We start from the raw sequence: 15,307 nt of genomic DNA, 5'->3' as shown, positions 1-15,307 counted from the left end.
CGCCGACAGATACCCCCCTAGGGTATACGGCAGACCGTTACGGCCCTGCTACCGGAGGAACCCATGTCGTCCTGCTGCACCCCTGATGGCAGCTGCCACACCAACAGCACCGCCACGCCGGAGGCCGGCACGGCCACCACGACCGCCGAGGGCCGGACCGTCGTCTACCGGGTCAACGGCATCGGCAGCGCGCACTGCCAGGGCGTCGTCGCCAAGGCCGTCGGCGGGCTGGACAGCGTCGTCGACGTCCAGGTGGAGATCGGGACCGGCCTGGTCACCGTCACCACCGGCGGCGAGCCCGACGACACCCTCATCGCCTCGACGGTCGACGAGGCCGGCTACGAGTTCACCGGCCGGGCCTGACCGCCGAGGGAGAACAGGGGGACGGGCGGGGCCATCCCAACCCCCGCGCCCCGCCCGTCCCCCGTCCGCACACCGTGAGCTGCGAGGAGCAGACATGACCACCACCAGCCCCGGCGCCGCCGAGGTCGAGCTCGCCATCGGCGGCATGACCTGCGCCTCCTGCGCCGCCCGCATCGAGAAGAAGCTCAACCGCATGGACGGGGTCGAGGCCACCGTCAATTACGCCACCGAGAAGGCCAAGGTCACGCACCGGAGCGACATCTCCGTCGGCGACCTGATCGCCACCGTCGAGGCCACCGGTTACAGCGCGCAGGAGCCCGCTCCCCCGGCCGGCGCGCCGGGCGGCGGCGACGGTACGGGCGAGGCCGGCCAGGAGGCGGACGACGAGCTGCGGCCGCTGCGCCAGCGCCTGATCACCGCCGTGGCGCTCGCCGTACCGGTCATCGCGATGGCGATGGTCCCGGCGCTGCAGATCGAGTACTGGCAGTGGCTCTCCCTCACCCTCGCCGCGCCCGTCGTCACCTACGCCGCCTGGCCCTTCCACCGCGCCGCCTGGACCAACGCCAAGCACGGCGCCGCCACGATGGACACCCTGATCTCGGTCGGCACGACGGCCGCGTTCCTGTGGTCGCTGTGGGCTCTGTTCTTCGGCACCGCCGGTACGCCGGGCATGACACACCCCTTCGAGCTGACCATCGCCCGCAGCGACGGCGCCGGGAACATCTACCTGGAGGCCGCGGCCGGCGTCACCGCCTTCATCCTGGCCGGCCGCTACTTCGAGGCCCGCTCCAAGCGGAAGGCCGGCGCCGCCCTGAAGGCCCTGCTGGAGCTGGGCGCCAAGGACGTCACCGTGCTGCGCGACGGCGGGGAGCGGACCATCCCGGTCGGCGAACTGCGCGTCGGCGACCGCTTCCTGGTCCGCCCCGGCGAGAAGATCGCCACGGACGGCACGGTCGTCGAGGGCGCCTCGGCGGTGGACGCCTCGATGCTCACCGGCGAGTCCGTACCCGTGGAGGTCACCGCCGGCGACGGCGTCACCGGAGCCACCCTCAACGTCGGCGGCCGGCTCGTCGTCGAGGCGACCCGCATCGGCGCCGACACCCAGCTCGCCCGGATGGCCAAGCTGGTGGAGGACGCACAGAACGGCAAGGCCGCCGCCCAGCGCCTCGCCGACCGGATCTCCGCCGTCTTCGTCCCCGTCGTCATCGCGCTCGCGCTGGGCACGCTCGGCTTCTGGCTGGGCAACGGCGCGGGGCTGACCGCCGCGTTCACCGCCGCCGTCGCCGTCCTCATCATCGCCTGCCCCTGCGCCCTGGGGCTGGCCACGCCCACCGCGCTGATGGTCGGCACCGGCCGCGGCGCCCAGCTCGGCATCCTCATCAAGGGGCCCGAGGTCCTGGAGACCACCCGCAAGGTCGACACCATCGTGCTGGACAAGACCGGCACGGTAACCACCGGGCGGATGACGCTGCTGGCCACGCACGCCGCGGACGGCACGGACGAGACCGAAGTGCTGCGGCTGGCGGGCGCGTTGGAGCACGCCTCCGAGCACCCCATCGCCCAGGCCGTCGCCGCGGGCGCCGCCGCCAGGACCGGCACGCTGCCCACCCCCGAGGACTTCACCAACGTCGCGGGCCTCGGCGTCCAGGGCGTGGTCGAGGGCCACGCCGTCCTCGTCGGCCGCGAGAAGCTGCTCGCCGAGTGGGCCATCACGCTGCCGCCGGAGCTGGAGCGCGCGAAGGCCGAGGCCGAGTCGGCCGGGCGTACCGCCATCGCGGTGGCCTGGGACGGCGAGGCCCGCGCCGTCCTCGAAGTCGCGGACGCCGTCAAGGAGACGAGCCCCGAGGCGATCCGGCGGCTGCGCGCCCTCGGCCTGACCCCCGTCCTGCTCACCGGCGACAACCAGGCGGTCGCCCGGTCCGTCGCCGCCGAGGTGGGCATCGCGCCGGACCAGGTCATCGCCGAGGTGCTCCCGCAGGACAAGGTCGACGTGGTCAAGCGCCTCCAGCAGGAGGGCAGGTCCGTGGCCATGGTCGGTGACGGCGTGAACGACGCCGCCGCACTCGCCCAGGCCGACCTGGGGCTGGCGATGGGCACCGGCACCGACGCCGCGATCGAGGCCGGCGACCTCACCCTCGTACGCGGTGACCTGCGCGCCGCGGCCGACGCCATCCGGCTCTCCCGCAAGACGCTCGGCACCATCAAGTCCAACCTCTTCTGGGCCTTCGCCTACAACGTGGCCGCCCTGCCGCTCGCCGCCTCCGGCCTGCTCAACCCGATGATCGCGGGCGCGGCCATGGCGTTCTCTTCGGTCTTCGTCGTCGGCAACAGCCTGCGGCTGCGGGGATTCCAAGCGGCGGACCACTGACACGGAGGCCACGATGCCCGGGTACCAGGAACAGCGGGACGGCGTCATCAGGCGCCTGCGGCTCATCGAGGGCCAAGTGCGAGGCGTACAACGGATGGTCGAGCAGGACACGTACTGCATCGACGTCCTCACCCAGATCTCCGCGACCAACGCAGCGCTGCGGTCCGTCGCCCTGGTCATGCTCGACGAGCACCTCAACTGCTGCGTCACCGAGGCCATCGTGGAGGGCGGCGAACAGGCGAAGGCCAGAGTCGGTGAGGCGTCCGCGGCCATCGCCCGCCTCGTGCGGACCTGACGGAGACACCCTCCGTACCCACCACGGGTATGGAGGGTGTCTCCATGTCCCAAGTGCCCACAGCGCCATACGATGTGGCACATCCGAACAGTCCCGAGCAGTCCTGATTTCGGTCCATAGCGGTGAAGCCCTGGGAGGGGATGCGGTCGTGCGACGGCTGGGCGATCTGGAAGCTGAGATCATGGACCGCCTCTGGCGATGGCAACGGCCCACGACGGTCCGCGCGATCGTCGACGACATCAACCGCTCCCGGACCGTGGCGTACACGACGGTGATGACGGTGGCGGACATACTGCACCGCAAGGGCTGGCTCCGGCGGCAGAAGGTCGGCCGGGCCTGGGCGTACGAGCCGGTGCGCGGCCGCGAGGACTACACCGCGGGGCTCATGCAGGACGCGCTCGGACGCAGCGAGGACCGGCAGGCCGCCCTGATGCGCTTCGTCGAGCACATGTCCCAGGAGGACTGCGCCGCCCTGGACGCGGCCCTGCGCGCCGTCGGGCGCGAAGCCGCGGGCGAGCCCTTCGGCGTCAGCGGTGACCGGTCATGAACCACCACGTCCTTCCCTCGCTGCTCGTCGCCCTGCTCAGCGGGGTGCTCTTCCCCCGGGTGGTGGCCCGCTCCCGCTGGACGCGCGAGGCACCGCGGACGGCGGTCGCCGGCTGGCTGCTGCTCTCCGCGTCCTTCGTGCTCGCGGTGGCGACCGGCGTCCTGCAGCTGTTACTGCCGTACGCCAGCAGTCACGCGCTCGCCGACCGGGTGGCCGCCTGCCTCCCGTGGACCCCGGAGGGCTGCCGGCTGCCCGGCGCGGCGTCCCTGGCGGGGCTGTCGGCCGAGGAGTACGTCGCGGTGGGCGGGGCGGCCGCCGCGCTCCTGCTGCCGGGGGCTGCGCTCTGCCACCACCTGGCGCGCGCCCGGCGCAGCCGGGCCGAGCACTCCTCGGTGCTGCGGCTGGTGGGACGCGCGGATCCCGCACTGCGCGCGGTGGTCATCGATCACGACACCCCCGCGGTCTACTGCCTGCCGGGCCGCGCGGCCCGGATCGTGGTGAGTTCGGGCGCCCGGAAAACTCTCACCCCGGCGCAATTGGCCGCGGCATTGGAGCACGAACGGGCACACATCGCGGGCCGCCATCATCTCCTGATCTCGGCCGCCGAGACATTCGGCGGGATATTCCGAAGGCTGCCGCTGGGCCGAATGGTACGTACCGAAGTCCCGCTGCTGTTGGAAATGGCGGCCGACGACCGCGCTTTGCGCCGTTGTTCGCGCGACGCACTGGCCACCGCGCTGTACGCGATGGCGACCGGACAGCAGACGCCGCCGATGGCGTTCGCGGCCGGCGGGCCGTCCGCCGCGCTGCGCATGCGGCGCATCCTCACGCCGCACCGCCACGGCCACCCGGCGCTGCGCGGGATCCTGGCGGGCGCGCTCGCGGCGGCCGCCGTCACCCCCCTCGTCCTGGCCTGCTGCTCCCAGCCCGGCTGAGCCTCTTCTACGTATTTACTTCGTAGCTTCGTAATTGCGGCTTCGCGGCCCGGAGCGGTAATTCACCGCTATTGTTGGGCTGGTTGGGGCGGCAGTTGGCGCCCCCGGGAGGGACAGACGATATGCGCCCGGTGGAGGTGCGGCCGGCCGTTCCGGCCGATGCGACCGCGATATCACAGCTGCTGGGCCAGGTGATTCGCGACAGCTATTCGGGGATTCTCAACAAATCAGCCGTACAGCGACTGGTCGGCACGCATTGCTCGCTCAGCCGCCTCCGCGCCGAAATCGGAATTCCCGGCGGGGCGCCCGGGTGGCTGGGCTGGCTGGTGGCCACCGACGGCGGCGGCCGGATCATCGGCGCCGCGGCGGGCGGCGTGCCGATGCCGGGCGAGGGCGAGCTGTACGCGTTGGGCGCCGCCACGGACAGCCGGTACCGGAAGGTCGGCGCGACGCTGCTCTCCGAGGTCACCGACCGGATGCGCGAGCACGGCGCGGTACGGCAGGGCTTCTCGCTGCCCTGCGATCAGGACCCCGCGCTCCCCTTCTTCACCCGGCACGGGTTCGAGCGGTCCGGGAACCGGCTCGTCCGCTTCGTCTGACGCTCCGTCCGACAGTGCGTCGCCCCCTGGCGGATCCACGCCATAGCGTGGACGCGCAGCGGTTTCGGCTGGTCCGGCGGCATGGGGCCGGGACACGATTTCCTCGGCGGCGAGGTCCCGGCGGCACGGGGCCCCGCCCGGAAGGCAGGGACCGAGACCGAGCCCCCTGGAGGAACGATGCACACCCCGTCGAGCGTGCCGGCGCCCGTTGCGCCCGGTCCGGCCCTGCCCCGGCACCACCTCCCCGTCCTCCCCGCGTACCTGCCCGGACTGGAGTCCACGGCGCCCCACGAGGAGGAGAGCGTGTGGCTCCACGACGCGCTACTCGGACCGTTCAGCGCGGACATCGTCGAGTACCTGCGGCTGGCCAGGAAGACCGCGGGCCCCGTACTCGACCTCGGCTCCGGTGCCGGGCGGCTGGCGGTTCCCTTCGCCCGGCACGGGTTCCCCGTCGAGGCCGTGGACCGCGACCGCCGCAGCCTGCGGCGGCTGCGCGCCTGGGCGGCGCGGATCGGCCCGCACGTCGAGCGGCTGGTCACCACGACCCCGGCCGACCTGCGCCGGCTCCGACTGCACCGCCCGTATCAACTCGCCCTGCTGGCCGGTGCGATGCTCACCGCGGTGCCGCCGCGGGACCGCTCCGGGCTGCTGCGCGAGATCGCCGCGCATCTCGGTACCGGCGGGGCCCTGGCCCTCGACTACACCGAGCACGAGCCGGCCGGTCTCGCCGCCGACCCCCGGCGCACATGGACGTTCCCGGTCCCCCGGGTCGACGGCGTCACGGAGTGGGTGGTGGCGCGGCAGGTGTTCGATCTCAACACACGGATCGAACACATCACTTACTATTGCGAGCGCGCTGAAAAGTCACGTATCCGCAGGTCCGTCCTGACCACGGACAAGTGGATCGTCGACCGGGGTCGTTTGACCGAGGAGCTGACCGCCGCGGGACTGCACATCACCGACCGCCGGCAGCAGCAGCTCGACGAGCGGACCCGGAGCGTGCTCCTCGTCTGCCGTCCCAAAGGTGACTAGGGTCACACCGGCTGTCGGGGGCTGAGAACGGTCGTTGCAGCTGTGACAAAGTGTGACGAGCGTGACCGACATCAGGACATGGGGGGCCTTGAGCGTGGTCAAAGCCGGTGGCAAGGTGCGGACGCAATCCACTGACCTGGCACTCGCCCTCTACCAGGAACTGCGGTCGCGCGGCGCGTCCAGCTTCGACGCCGTGGTGTCCGACATGGCACTCGGCCAGGAGGAACGGGAGCGATGTCGCAGCGAACTGCTCGACCTCGGTTTGATCGTCCACACGGGAACGACGCACGACGATCAGATCTCCCTGGCCTCGGGCAAGCAGGCCGAGGCCGACACCGACGCGGTCGCGGTCATCGACCCCGAAATCGCCCTGCTGCGCCTGCTGGAGAAGGAGCGGCTGCGGCTGCGTGACCACCTCCACCAGGCCGACGAGGCGTACAGCACCCTGGAGACCCTGGCCGGCAGCTTCCTGCGGGCGGGTGCCATCGCCGGATCCGAGGTCGAGGTGGAGGTCCTCACCGACTACCGGCGCATCCAGCAGGTCCTGGAGGACATCACCGACGTCATCCAGCACGACCTCGCCTCGATGCACCCCAGCGCCCTGCAACGGGAGGTCCCGGAGCGGGCGTTGAGCCGCGACCGTCGCCAGATCGAGAACGGCGTACGCGTGCGCACCGTCTTCAACCAGCGGTTCGCCTCCGTGCCGGACATGGCCGAGCACTTCCGGCAGAAGGTGGAGCTGGGCGTCGAGCTGCGCCTCTCCCCCGTCGTGCCGATGAACATGGTCATCGCGGACCACCAGTTCGCGGTGCTGCCGGTCGACCCCGAGGACAGCGCGGCCGGTGCCATCCTCGCGCGCGGCCCCGCCCTGGTCCGCTCGTATCTCGCACTCTACGAGCACTGCTGGCATACCGCCGTGCCCTACGGCGAGCAGCTGGCGGCCGAGCGCGGCGGCGACGGGCTCTCCGAGCAGCAGCGCGCCGCGCTGCGCATGCTCGCCTCCGGCATGAAGGACGAGAAGATCGCCCGCAGCCTGGGCGTTTCCCTGCGTACGGTGAGCCGCCTGCTGTCGGAGCTGATGCAGGAGCTGGGCGCGTCCAGCCGCTTCGAGGCCGGGGTGCGCGCCACCCGCCTCGGCTGGCTCGACTGAGCCGTACGGCTCCGGTACAGCCACCCCCCTTTTCCGGCCCTCCGCGCCGGTCCGCCCTGCCCGTACGCCCCGGTCCCTTCTGGCGACGCAAGAGGTACGATGCGGGCAAACTTTTGGTCTCACCAGATGGCGGCGCGATGACACGAGAGACGGCGACGGCGAGCGGACGGGACGCGGCGATCCAGCGACTCCGCGACGTCGGCCTGCGCGTGACGGGCCCGCGGCTCGAAGTCCTGCAACTGCTGTCCGCGGGCGGCCACTTGGACGTGGAAGGCCTGACGGCCGCTGCCCGCGAGAGGCTGGGCACACTCACCAGCCAGGCGGTCTACGACATGTTGCGGCACTTCCTGGACACCGGACTCGTCACGAAGTTCGAGCGGCCCGGTTTTCCCGCCGTATTCGAAATCGCGGGAGAGCCGCATCAGCACGCGCTCTGCACGGGCTGCGGCCGCGTGGAGAATGCCGAATACGAGGATCCGGTTCCACCGGAAAAGGCTTTTCGGGACTGGCGGATGAACGGCGCCGAGATCATTTTCAAGGGCCTGTGCCCCGACTGCAGAAAGGCATGAAAAGGCTCCGGCCCGCTCCATGGAAGAGCGGACCGGAGCCCGGGTGTCACCGCGGCCGTTACGCGGCCGGCGCCACCGGCCAGGTGTTGTCCGTGCCGTCGCCGGCGGCGACCGGCTGGACCGGCCAGGTGTTGTCCTCGCTGCCCAGCGAAGCGGCCGACAGCATCGTCGTTCCGGGCTGCACGGGCCAGGTGTTGTCCTGGTCACCGGCCATGACGCGGGCGGTGGCGCCCGCCAGTGCCGGCACGCCCGCGGGCGCGGCCACCGCACCGCACAGCACGGCCGCCACGGCGAACTGCCGGACCACGGTGCGCAGCCGGACCGCGGGGACGGTGTGAACTCGGGTGGCGACAGACATGATTCCTCCAGGACACGAAATTGAATGGTCGGTGCTTCCCTCACCCGTGCCGCCGGGTGCCGGGGAAGACACTTAGATAATCTCCCGCCGGCACCCCGGGAACCAGAGTCATCAGACGTCGCATCCGCGCCATGGCAAAAGTGCGTCAGACTTTCTCGCAGTTATTGTCGGCGGCCACCGGAATTACGTACCGAGGAGTCGTAATTGGGTTGCACCATTCTTTTGGTGCAACAAAGAGGGCTGCTAGGCTGGAACCGCGGCGCTCCCTTTCCTCCAGGGCGGGGGCGCCCACTGGGGCAGGGGCGTGCCGCCGCCTCTGCCCCGCTTCTGTCGCCGGCGAGCCAAGTGCGCGCCCGTACACCGCGAGCATCGCGTCCGCCGCCACCCGCCAGCTCATGCCCTCCGCGTGCCGCACCGCCGCATGCCCCAGCGATGCCACCGCGCCGGGATGCCGGGCCAGCCACGCCAACCGCCGTGCGTAGTCGGCAGGTTCATGCCCTCGTACCAGGATTCCCGTCACCCCGTCCCGTACGGCCGTCCGCAATCCGCCGACCGCGGCGGCCAGTACCGGCGTCCCGCACGCCTGCGCCTCCAGCGCCACCAGGCCGAACGACTCGCTGCGCGACGGCATCACCACGACGTCGGCCGCGCGGTACCAGTCGGCCAACCGGTCCTGCGGGACGGCCGGTTCGAAGCGGACGCGGTCGGTGATCCCGAGTTCCCGGCAGAGCGCGGCGAGCCGGCCGGGGCGGTCGGCGCCCGTACCGCTGAGGCCGCCGATGACCGGCACGAGCAAGCGCCCGCGCAAGTGCGGTTCGAGATCCAGTAGTTCGGCTGCGGCGCGGAGCAGGACGTCCGGCGCCTTCAGCGGCTGGACACGTCCGGCGAAGAGCGGGACGAAGGCGTCGGCGGGGAGTCCGAGCCGGCGCCGGGCCGCCCGCCTGCCGTCGTGCGGGTGGAAGGTCCGCAGGTCGACGCCCGGCCGGACCACCTCCGTGCGCGCGGGCGACGCACCGTACAGATCCCGCAGGGCCCGTGCCTCGTCCGCGGTGTTCGCCACCAGCCGGTCGGCGTCGGCCACCACGCGCCGCTCACCGGCGATCCGGTGGCCGGGCTCGGGGGTGTCACCCGCCGCGAGCGAGGCGTTCTTCACCCGCGCGAGGGTGTGCATGGTGTGCACGAGCGGGACCTGCCAGTGCGCGGCGGCGGCCCGGCCCACCTGCCCGGCGAGCCAGTAGTGCGAGTGGACGAGGTCGTACGGCCGGATGCCACCGCCCCGCGCGTCGCGCAGCAGGGCCAGCGAGAACTCCGCCAGCCGGCCCGGCATCTCCTCCTTGGAGAGCGGGCGGCGGGGGCCCGCCGGCAGATGCCGTACCCGTACGCCGGGGGCGAGGGCCGTCCACGGCGGGTGGCCCTCGCCCCGGCAGCGGGTGAAGAGGTCGACCTCGGCGCCGTGCTGGGCGAGGGCGCGGGACAGTTCGACCATGTAGACGTTCATGCCGCCGGCGTCTCCGGTACCGGGCCGGTGCAGGGGCGACGTGTGCACGCTGAGCATGGCGATGCGCAAGGACACGGGATCTCCTCGGAGTGAGGCCGCGTGTCCTGCCGCCGCGGGCCGGCGTCCGGCCACGCGGCGGTGGGAACAGCAAGGTGCGGTGTGCGGGTGGTGCGGGACCGTCAGAAGCCGAAGACCGGGCCCGACGGCGGGGCCAGGCGCGTACCGGCCGGCGGGGCGGCGAGCGCTTCCCCGGTCACCGGGCCGCCGGGGGCGATCCCCAGCGCCGCCGCGAGCCGGTCGGCGCCCTCCGGCATGACCGGGCGCGCCCACGCGGTCAGCGCCGCCGCGACGCCGAGCTGCGCGACGAGCGGCGCCAGGTGGCGTCCGTCCCCGCGCGGCCGCCGCCGTTCATGGTCGTTGACGTGCCCGAAGTCGTCGGTGGACCGGACGATTTCGTCGAGCATGGCCACAGCCCGGCGCGGGTCGAAGGAGTCGAGGCTGTACGCCTCGCGCAGCTCGTCCACCCCCCGGTTCAGCCGCCGCGCCTGGACGTCCCAGCCGGTACCGCCCGGCAGCACCTCCGGTACCACCCCGGCACTGTCCTCCCGGACCGCGGTGAAGAGCCGGGTCAGCCAGCCGTTCCAGGTGCCGTCGAGCAGCTGCCGCGCCCGGTCGAGCCGGTCGCGGTCGAAGGCGGTGTCCCGGCCGACCGGGCGCGCTTCGAGGACGTGGCGACGCAGCGTGTCGGAGCCGAACTCGGTGAGCAGGTCCAGCGCCCAGGTCTCGTCGGCGCCGGCGTCGTGGAGGCGGTACCCCTCGTTGACAAAGAAGTCCTGGGGCAGTTTCACGCCCTGGGCCAGTAACAGCGCGGGCAGCAGCACCGCGTGGCAGAAGGCGTGGCCGAATCCGCAGAAGTGCACCGTGCGCTCCGGCCACGGCTCGTTCCGTGCCGCATGGCCGAAGAGCTGGAGGGCCGCCGATTCGAAGCAGGCGTCGATGCGATGGTCGGCGAACTCCTCGACGGGGACCTCGACGCCCCAGTCGCCGGGGTGTCCGACGGCCACATCGGGCAGCCCGTCCTCGATGAGGCCCTCGCACAGCGCGGCGAGCCGCGGTGGCAGGTCGAGGGTGGCCCAGTAGTCGGCGAGGGTGTCCCGGAAGGGCTCCAGCGGCAGGTAGAGCCGCCGGCAGCGGCGGAGCCGCGCCGGCGTGCCGCACCGGTCGCAGGACGGGTCGAGGAGGTCACCGCAGTCGTTGGGCCGGGCGCACGCGCGGCAGACGCCGCCGGCCCCGGTGACGCCGCAGTGCGGGCAGCCGCCGCTGAGACGCGCCCCGTACAGCCAGCGGTCGCACGGCTCGCAGTACGGCAGCAGCCTGGCGCGCGGCGCGATGACGCCCTCGGCGTGCAGCCGTACGAACAGGTCCTGGACCCAGCGGAGGTAGCCGCGGTCGTGGCGCGGCTGGACGATGTGGTCGAACGTGATGCCGGAGCGCCGCCAGTCGGCGGTGATCGCGGCGTGGTAGCCCTCGGCGACCTCCGCCGGCTTGCGGCCGGTGCGCAGCGCACGCTCCTGCACCGACACGGCGTGGTCGGCGGTGCCGGTGGTGAACCGGACGGGGCGGCCGTCGGCGCGCAGGAAGCGGGCGAGGACATCGGCGGCGACGTACGGGCCCGCCAGGTGTCCGATGTGGAGTTCGCCGTGGGGGGCGGGTGGGGTCGCCGTGATCCAGAGAGGCGTGGGCACGGGTGGACCTCCTTGACGCGTGAACGCGGAGAGTGGTGCGAGACGTGGGTACGGGGCCGTGGTGACGGCTCAGCGGGGTTCGAAGTGGAACGACCGGATGAAGCAGTCCCGCGGCTGCTCCACGGCGTAGACGATGCATTCGAAGAGCGCCTGCGTGGTGAGCTTCTCGTCCTGGTGCGACGCGTCCGTTCCCATTCCCGCCCATTCCGCCGACCGCGGGTCCGAGGTCGAGAAGTCGGGCGGATAGAGGGAGAAGACCCGCACACCGGAGGGGCCGAGCCGCCGGGAAAGAATGTCGGCGAATCCGGCCTGCGCGCTTTTCGCCGCGTAAAAGGCCTCATGCGCACGTGCGTTCACAGCGCCGGGGCCGTATGCGGCGCTCACCGCGACCATATTGACGATGTCGGGCCGATGGGAGGCGCGCAGCAGGGGCAGGAAGTGTTTCACCATGAGCACGTTGCCGCCCGCCGTGGACTCGATGGTCTCGACGATCCGGTCGTCGCTCGCCGCTTCGAAGTCCATGCCGTCGAGCCAGCGGGCACCGTTGTTGACCAGCAGGTCCACGTGGCCGGTGCGCTCGCCCACCCGGCGGGCGAAGTCGCGGATCTCGGCGGGCCGGCTCAGATCGCAGCCGAAGGCGTGAATGCGTTCCCTTGCCGCGCCGACCACCTCTGTGCGGGTGCGTTCGGCGGCCTCGACGGTCCGGGCCGAGACAAACACCTCGGCGCCCAGGTGGGCGAATCCGATGGCGAGTGCCCGGCCGAAATGGCGGGATGCGCCGGTGACCACGACGCGCAGATTCTCGAATGTCATTTTCGTCGGCTCTCCCGGCAGGGGACACGAAAGGACTCCGGCCTCCCCTGGAAATGGAGCGGAATCGGGAGCCCGTGGTCACCAGCCTGACAGAGGACGCGGCACGAAATGGCCCCGTAAGGCTGCGCGTTCACGCCGTGACGTGGATACGCCACGGCAGCGGCAGCCCGCGCTCGACGAGGTGCGCGCGCTTGCCGTGCACGGCCACCTCGACCGGCCGGGAGCCGGAGACGGCCGCCGACGTGGCCACGGTCCCGCCCGGTGTGGTGAGGCGCAGGGCGAGCCGCCCGGACGGCCGCGGCGCGGCGGTGCCGGGCCGTGCCAGCAGTGCGGGCAGCGTCCCGGGGACCGCGGCCGCCGCGGTGACGCACAGCGCACCGGTCAGCGCGATGCTCGGATGCCAGCCCGGTACCGTCACGGCGCGGACGGCCGGCCCTTCGGCACCGTCCGCGGCGAGCACGGCGACCTTCGGTACCGCGCCGTCCGGCCGGTGCCCCAGCACCGCGGCCGCGGCCGCCCGTACCCGGTGCAGGCGCGCGAGCACCGCGTCGCCGGCGCCGTACAGCTCCCGGGCGGTCGGCAGCCCCAGGTCGGCCGCGCTGACGAAGACGTACGGGTTGCCGAACCGGACCAGCGACACCCGCAGCCCGCAGAGCCGGTCCAGCGGCCGGCCGGTGGGCAGCAGCGCGCTCAGGGGCGCGGGACGCACGAGGCGCACGGTGTACGCCCCGCCGGGCTCCGGCTCGCACACCACGGTGTCGCCCGTGGTGACGGCCCGCACCCGTACCGGCCCGGTCCGGCCGGTCGCCGCCACGCACGCCAGGAGGGAGTGCCCGCAGCCGGTACGGAAGTCGAAGGCGCCGCCGGGCAGGCACTGCACGAAGCGGTAGTCCAGGTCGTACGCCGGGTCGGCGGACGTGCCGTACAGCGCCAGCTTGCGGATGTGCCCGCGCCCGGTCCGCTCCAGCCAGGCGCGTACGGCGAGGAGGTCGGCCCGGGACGCGAGGGTGCCGGGCGGCAGCCGGTCCCGGTCGAGGACGAGGGTCGGCCCCGGGGCGCCCTCGGCCCGGACGACGTCCGCGGTCATGCGGCGCATCCGGCGGGGACCCGCATCCCCTGGACGACCTCCGTCCACAGTTCATGGACGGCGATGGCCCAGAGGGCGAGCGCGTCGCCGTCGGACGGCGTGGCCAGCTGACGGGCCAGCAGGGCCCGCACCCGGTCCGCGCGCAGCCGCCCGGACCTGCGCAGCCGCGCCGGGGAGAGCAGTTCGCCGACGGTGTCCAGCAGGGGGCTGCCGGCGGTGAGCATGGCGGCCACCGGCAGGGTGAACGGCTGCTTGGGGCGGCGCAGCACCGCCGCCGGGAGCAGCCCCCGGCCCGCTTCGTACAGCGCGCGCTTTCCGTCGCGCGCCGATGTGGGCAGGCTCCGCGCGTAGCCGGCCACCGACGGCTGGCAGAACGGCATGCGGGCCTCGACGGCCCACGCCATGCTCAGGTGGTCGACCCGGCGCAGGTGGTAGGCCGGGAGGCGGCGCCGTGTCTCGAAGCGGGTGAGGGTGGTGATCCGGTCCGCTCCGTCCTCTTTCGCGTGCGCGCGCAGCTCGGCGGTGACGCGGTCCGCCGCCGAGCCCCGCTCCGCGAGGTACGCGCGGTAGGCCGGGGTGTAGAGCCGGTCGCGCAGCAGCCGCGGCGCGGCACCGAGCGCGTCGACGTACGGGGTGATCCAGTCGCTGCCCGCCGGTGCCGCCAGCGCGGCCCGCACCCGGTCGTAGCCGCCGAACAGCTCGTCGGCCCCGTCGCCGGTCAGTGCCACGGTGAAGCCCGCCTCGCGCACGGCGCGGAACAGCGCGTAGGTGCTCAGCGCGATGGGGTCGGCGTTGGGCTGGCCGAGGTGGCGGACCGTACGGGTGAGCAGTGACCCGAATTCGGCGGGGTCGACGGCGATGTGGTGGTGTGCGGTGCGGGCCCGGCGGGCGACGGCGCGGGCGTATTCGTGTTCGGCGGCGGGCCAGCGCCCCCGGTAGCTCAGGTGGAAGGTGTGCAGCGGTCCGCCGCCGGCCTCCCGCACCTCCTCGGCGGCGAGCGCCGTCACCAGCCCGGAGTCCAGGCCCCCGCTGGTGATGGCGCACAGCGGGCTGCCGGTCCGCGCCAGCCGGCGGACCTCGTGCCGCAGCACGTCCCGGGCGTCGCCGGCCGGGGCTGCCGTACGCGGTGTCCGCTGCCGCACGCGCAACGGCTCACCCCGGCGCAGTACGGCCGTGGCCCCGGGCGGCAGCACGCGGATCCCCTCCAGCGCGGTCTGCGTGCCCAGCGCCGTACGCGTCGCCAGCACCGTGTCCAGCGCGTCCTCGCGGAGGACCGCCGGTACGCCGTCGAAGGCGAGCAGGCCCGCGATCTCCGAAGCGAAGCGGATGGCGCCGCTCTCGGCACCGCCCGCGGCAAGGTGGTAGTGCAGCGGCTTCATCCCCATGTCGTCCACGGCCAGCACGAGTTGGGGCCGCGACCGCAGATCGAGGACGGCGACCGCGAACATGCCGTCGAGGTGCTCGGCGAACGCGGTCCCGTACTCGGCGTACAGCGCGGGCAGCAGGCTGCCGTCACAGGCGTCGGGGAAGCGGTGGCCGCGGGCGGTGAGCCGGCGGCGCAGCTCGGCGTGGTTGTAGAGCTCACCGTTGAGCACGGCGAGGACGCCGGGTACGGCGGCGAGGCGGTAGGGCTGGGCTCCGCCGACGGGGTCGGTGACGGCCAGCCGGTCGCACCCCAGCGACCAGCCGGGGCCGCGGAGCACGCCGCGCTGGTCGGGTCCGCCGTGCCGTTGCCGGGCCGAGACCGCCGCCAGTTCGGGGCCGGTGGCCCCGACGGCGAAGGAGCCAAAGATCCTGCACATGCCGGTCGCCTCCGGATGCTCTCGCGGACCCGCAGCGGGCCCGGCTCGGTCGATTTACCGAGCTGTACCAATGATTTGACGCTACCAATTATTTGGCTGGCGCGTAAGTGCCATGTCGCGAACGCGCCATCGGCCGCGCCTTGTCC

General features: G+C 72.9%; 15 protein-coding genes. 9 read left to right on the top strand and 6 right to left on the bottom strand.

Annotated features, from left to right (window positions below):
- The first annotated feature begins 63 nt into the window (after positions 1–63).
- The 9 genes from ACZ6WH_RS31015 (at position 64) to ACZ6WH_RS30975 (ending at position 7,858) form a co-directional block, all read left to right on the top strand.
- Positions 64–363 carry a heavy-metal-associated domain-containing protein gene (locus tag ACZ6WH_RS31015; RefSeq protein WP_469732466.1) on the top strand — a complete coding sequence of 100 codons (300 nt, stop codon included), beginning with the start codon at positions 64–66 and terminating at the stop codon, positions 361–363.
- Positions 364–457: 94 nt separating this feature from the next.
- Entirely contained in the window at positions 458–2,731 is a 2,274-nt protein-coding gene (locus tag ACZ6WH_RS31010) for a heavy metal translocating P-type ATPase (protein WP_469732464.1), read from the top strand.
- Between the two features lie 13 nt (positions 2,732–2,744).
- Positions 2,745–3,026 carry a metal-sensitive transcriptional regulator gene (locus ACZ6WH_RS31005; protein WP_361560975.1) on the top strand — a complete coding sequence of 94 codons (282 nt, stop codon included), beginning with the start codon at positions 2,745–2,747 and terminating at the stop codon, positions 3,024–3,026.
- A gap of 148 nt (positions 3,027–3,174) precedes the next feature.
- Positions 3,175–3,573 carry a BlaI/MecI/CopY family transcriptional regulator gene (locus ACZ6WH_RS31000; RefSeq protein WP_361560973.1) on the top strand — a complete coding sequence of 133 codons (399 nt, stop codon included), beginning with the start codon at positions 3,175–3,177 and terminating at the stop codon, positions 3,571–3,573.
- Positions 3,570–4,508: a M56 family metallopeptidase gene (locus tag ACZ6WH_RS30995; RefSeq protein ID WP_469732461.1), complete on the top strand. Its 939-nt coding sequence runs from the start codon at positions 3,570–3,572 to the stop codon at positions 4,506–4,508. Before ACZ6WH_RS31000 ends, ACZ6WH_RS30995 begins: the two co-directional genes overlap by 4 nt.
- 122 nt (positions 4,509–4,630) lie before the next feature.
- Positions 4,631–5,107, top strand: coding sequence for a GNAT family N-acetyltransferase (locus tag ACZ6WH_RS30990; protein ID WP_432860443.1), 477 nt, complete (start codon positions 4,631–4,633; stop codon positions 5,105–5,107).
- Between the two features lie 177 nt (positions 5,108–5,284).
- Positions 5,285–6,139, top strand: a complete 855-nt coding sequence (locus ACZ6WH_RS30985; protein WP_469732458.1) for a class I SAM-dependent methyltransferase — start codon at positions 5,285–5,287, stop codon at positions 6,137–6,139.
- Positions 6,140–6,233: 94 nt separating this feature from the next.
- Complete coding sequence (locus ACZ6WH_RS30980) at positions 6,234–7,289, top strand: helix-turn-helix transcriptional regulator (RefSeq protein ID WP_469732713.1); 1,056 nt, start codon at positions 6,234–6,236, stop codon at positions 7,287–7,289.
- 137 nt (positions 7,290–7,426) lie between these two features.
- The gene (locus tag ACZ6WH_RS30975; protein WP_432860439.1) at positions 7,427–7,858 is read left to right on the top strand and encodes a Fur family transcriptional regulator; all 432 of its coding nucleotides are present in this window, start codon (positions 7,427–7,429) and stop codon (positions 7,856–7,858) included.
- 58 nt (positions 7,859–7,916) lie between these two features.
- Here the strand turns inward: ACZ6WH_RS30975 and ACZ6WH_RS30970 are convergent, their stop codons facing one another.
- The 6 genes from ACZ6WH_RS30970 to asnB form a co-directional block, all read right to left on the bottom strand.
- Positions 7,917–8,216: a hypothetical protein gene (locus ACZ6WH_RS30970; protein ID WP_469732456.1), complete on the bottom strand. Its 300-nt coding sequence runs from the start codon at positions 8,214–8,216 to the stop codon at positions 7,917–7,919.
- Between the two features lie 145 nt (positions 8,217–8,361).
- Positions 8,362–9,789 (bottom strand): D-inositol-3-phosphate glycosyltransferase, encoded by a 1,428-nt coding sequence (gene mshA, locus ACZ6WH_RS30965; protein WP_469732454.1) that lies wholly within the window; start codon positions 9,787–9,789, stop codon positions 8,362–8,364.
- A gap of 104 nt (positions 9,790–9,893) precedes the next feature.
- Positions 9,894–11,459 carry a class I tRNA ligase family protein gene (locus ACZ6WH_RS30960; RefSeq protein ID WP_469732452.1) on the bottom strand — a complete coding sequence of 522 codons (1,566 nt, stop codon included), beginning with the start codon at positions 11,457–11,459 and terminating at the stop codon, positions 9,894–9,896.
- A gap of 69 nt (positions 11,460–11,528) precedes the next feature.
- Positions 11,529–12,272, bottom strand: coding sequence for an SDR family oxidoreductase (locus tag ACZ6WH_RS30955; RefSeq protein WP_469732450.1), 744 nt, complete (start codon positions 12,270–12,272; stop codon positions 11,529–11,531).
- A 130-nt stretch (positions 12,273–12,402) separates the two neighbouring features.
- The gene (locus tag ACZ6WH_RS30950; RefSeq protein WP_469732448.1) at positions 12,403–13,359 is read right to left on the bottom strand and encodes a PrpF domain-containing protein; all 957 of its coding nucleotides are present in this window, start codon (positions 13,357–13,359) and stop codon (positions 12,403–12,405) included.
- Positions 13,356–15,161, bottom strand: a complete 1,806-nt coding sequence (asnB, locus tag ACZ6WH_RS30945) for an asparagine synthase (glutamine-hydrolyzing) (protein ID WP_469732446.1) — start codon at positions 15,159–15,161, stop codon at positions 13,356–13,358. The genes ACZ6WH_RS30950 and asnB overlap by 4 nt, the downstream gene beginning before the upstream one ends.
- Positions 15,162–15,307: the final 146 nt, after the last annotated feature.

Source organism: Streptomyces sp. NPDC050806 (genome assembly GCF_055586425.1).
The sequence above is the reverse complement of the archived record's forward strand: the minus strand, read 5'-3'. Positions and strand labels throughout refer to the sequence as shown.

Excerpts from the sequence above, each read along its gene's own strand:
- ACZ6WH_RS31015 (WP_469732466.1), top strand. The coding sequence starts at position 64 with ATGTCGTCCTGCTGCACCCCTGATGGCAGCTGCCACACCAACAGCACC.
- ACZ6WH_RS31010 (WP_469732464.1), top strand. The coding sequence starts at position 458 with ATGACCACCACCAGCCCCGGCGCCGCCGAGGTCGAGCTCGCCATCGGC.
- ACZ6WH_RS31005 (WP_361560975.1), top strand. The coding sequence starts at position 2,745 with ATGCCCGGGTACCAGGAACAGCGGGACGGCGTCATCAGGCGCCTGCGG.
- ACZ6WH_RS30995 (WP_469732461.1), top strand. The coding sequence starts at position 3,570 with ATGAACCACCACGTCCTTCCCTCGCTGCTCGTCGCCCTGCTCAGCGGG.
- ACZ6WH_RS30990 (WP_432860443.1), top strand. The coding sequence starts at position 4,631 with ATGCGCCCGGTGGAGGTGCGGCCGGCCGTTCCGGCCGATGCGACCGCG.
- ACZ6WH_RS30985 (WP_469732458.1), top strand. The coding sequence starts at position 5,285 with ATGCACACCCCGTCGAGCGTGCCGGCGCCCGTTGCGCCCGGTCCGGCC.
- ACZ6WH_RS30975 (WP_432860439.1), top strand. The coding sequence starts at position 7,427 with ATGACACGAGAGACGGCGACGGCGAGCGGACGGGACGCGGCGATCCAG.
- ACZ6WH_RS30970 (WP_469732456.1), bottom strand. The coding sequence starts at position 8,216 with ATGTCTGTCGCCACCCGAGTTCACACCGTCCCCGCGGTCCGGCTGCGC.
- ACZ6WH_RS30955 (WP_469732450.1), bottom strand. The coding sequence starts at position 12,272 with ATGACATTCGAGAATCTGCGCGTCGTGGTCACCGGCGCATCCCGCCAT.
- ACZ6WH_RS30950 (WP_469732448.1), bottom strand. The coding sequence starts at position 13,359 with ATGACCGCGGACGTCGTCCGGGCCGAGGGCGCCCCGGGGCCGACCCTC.
- asnB (WP_469732446.1), bottom strand. The coding sequence starts at position 15,161 with ATGTGCAGGATCTTTGGCTCCTTCGCCGTCGGGGCCACCGGCCCCGAA.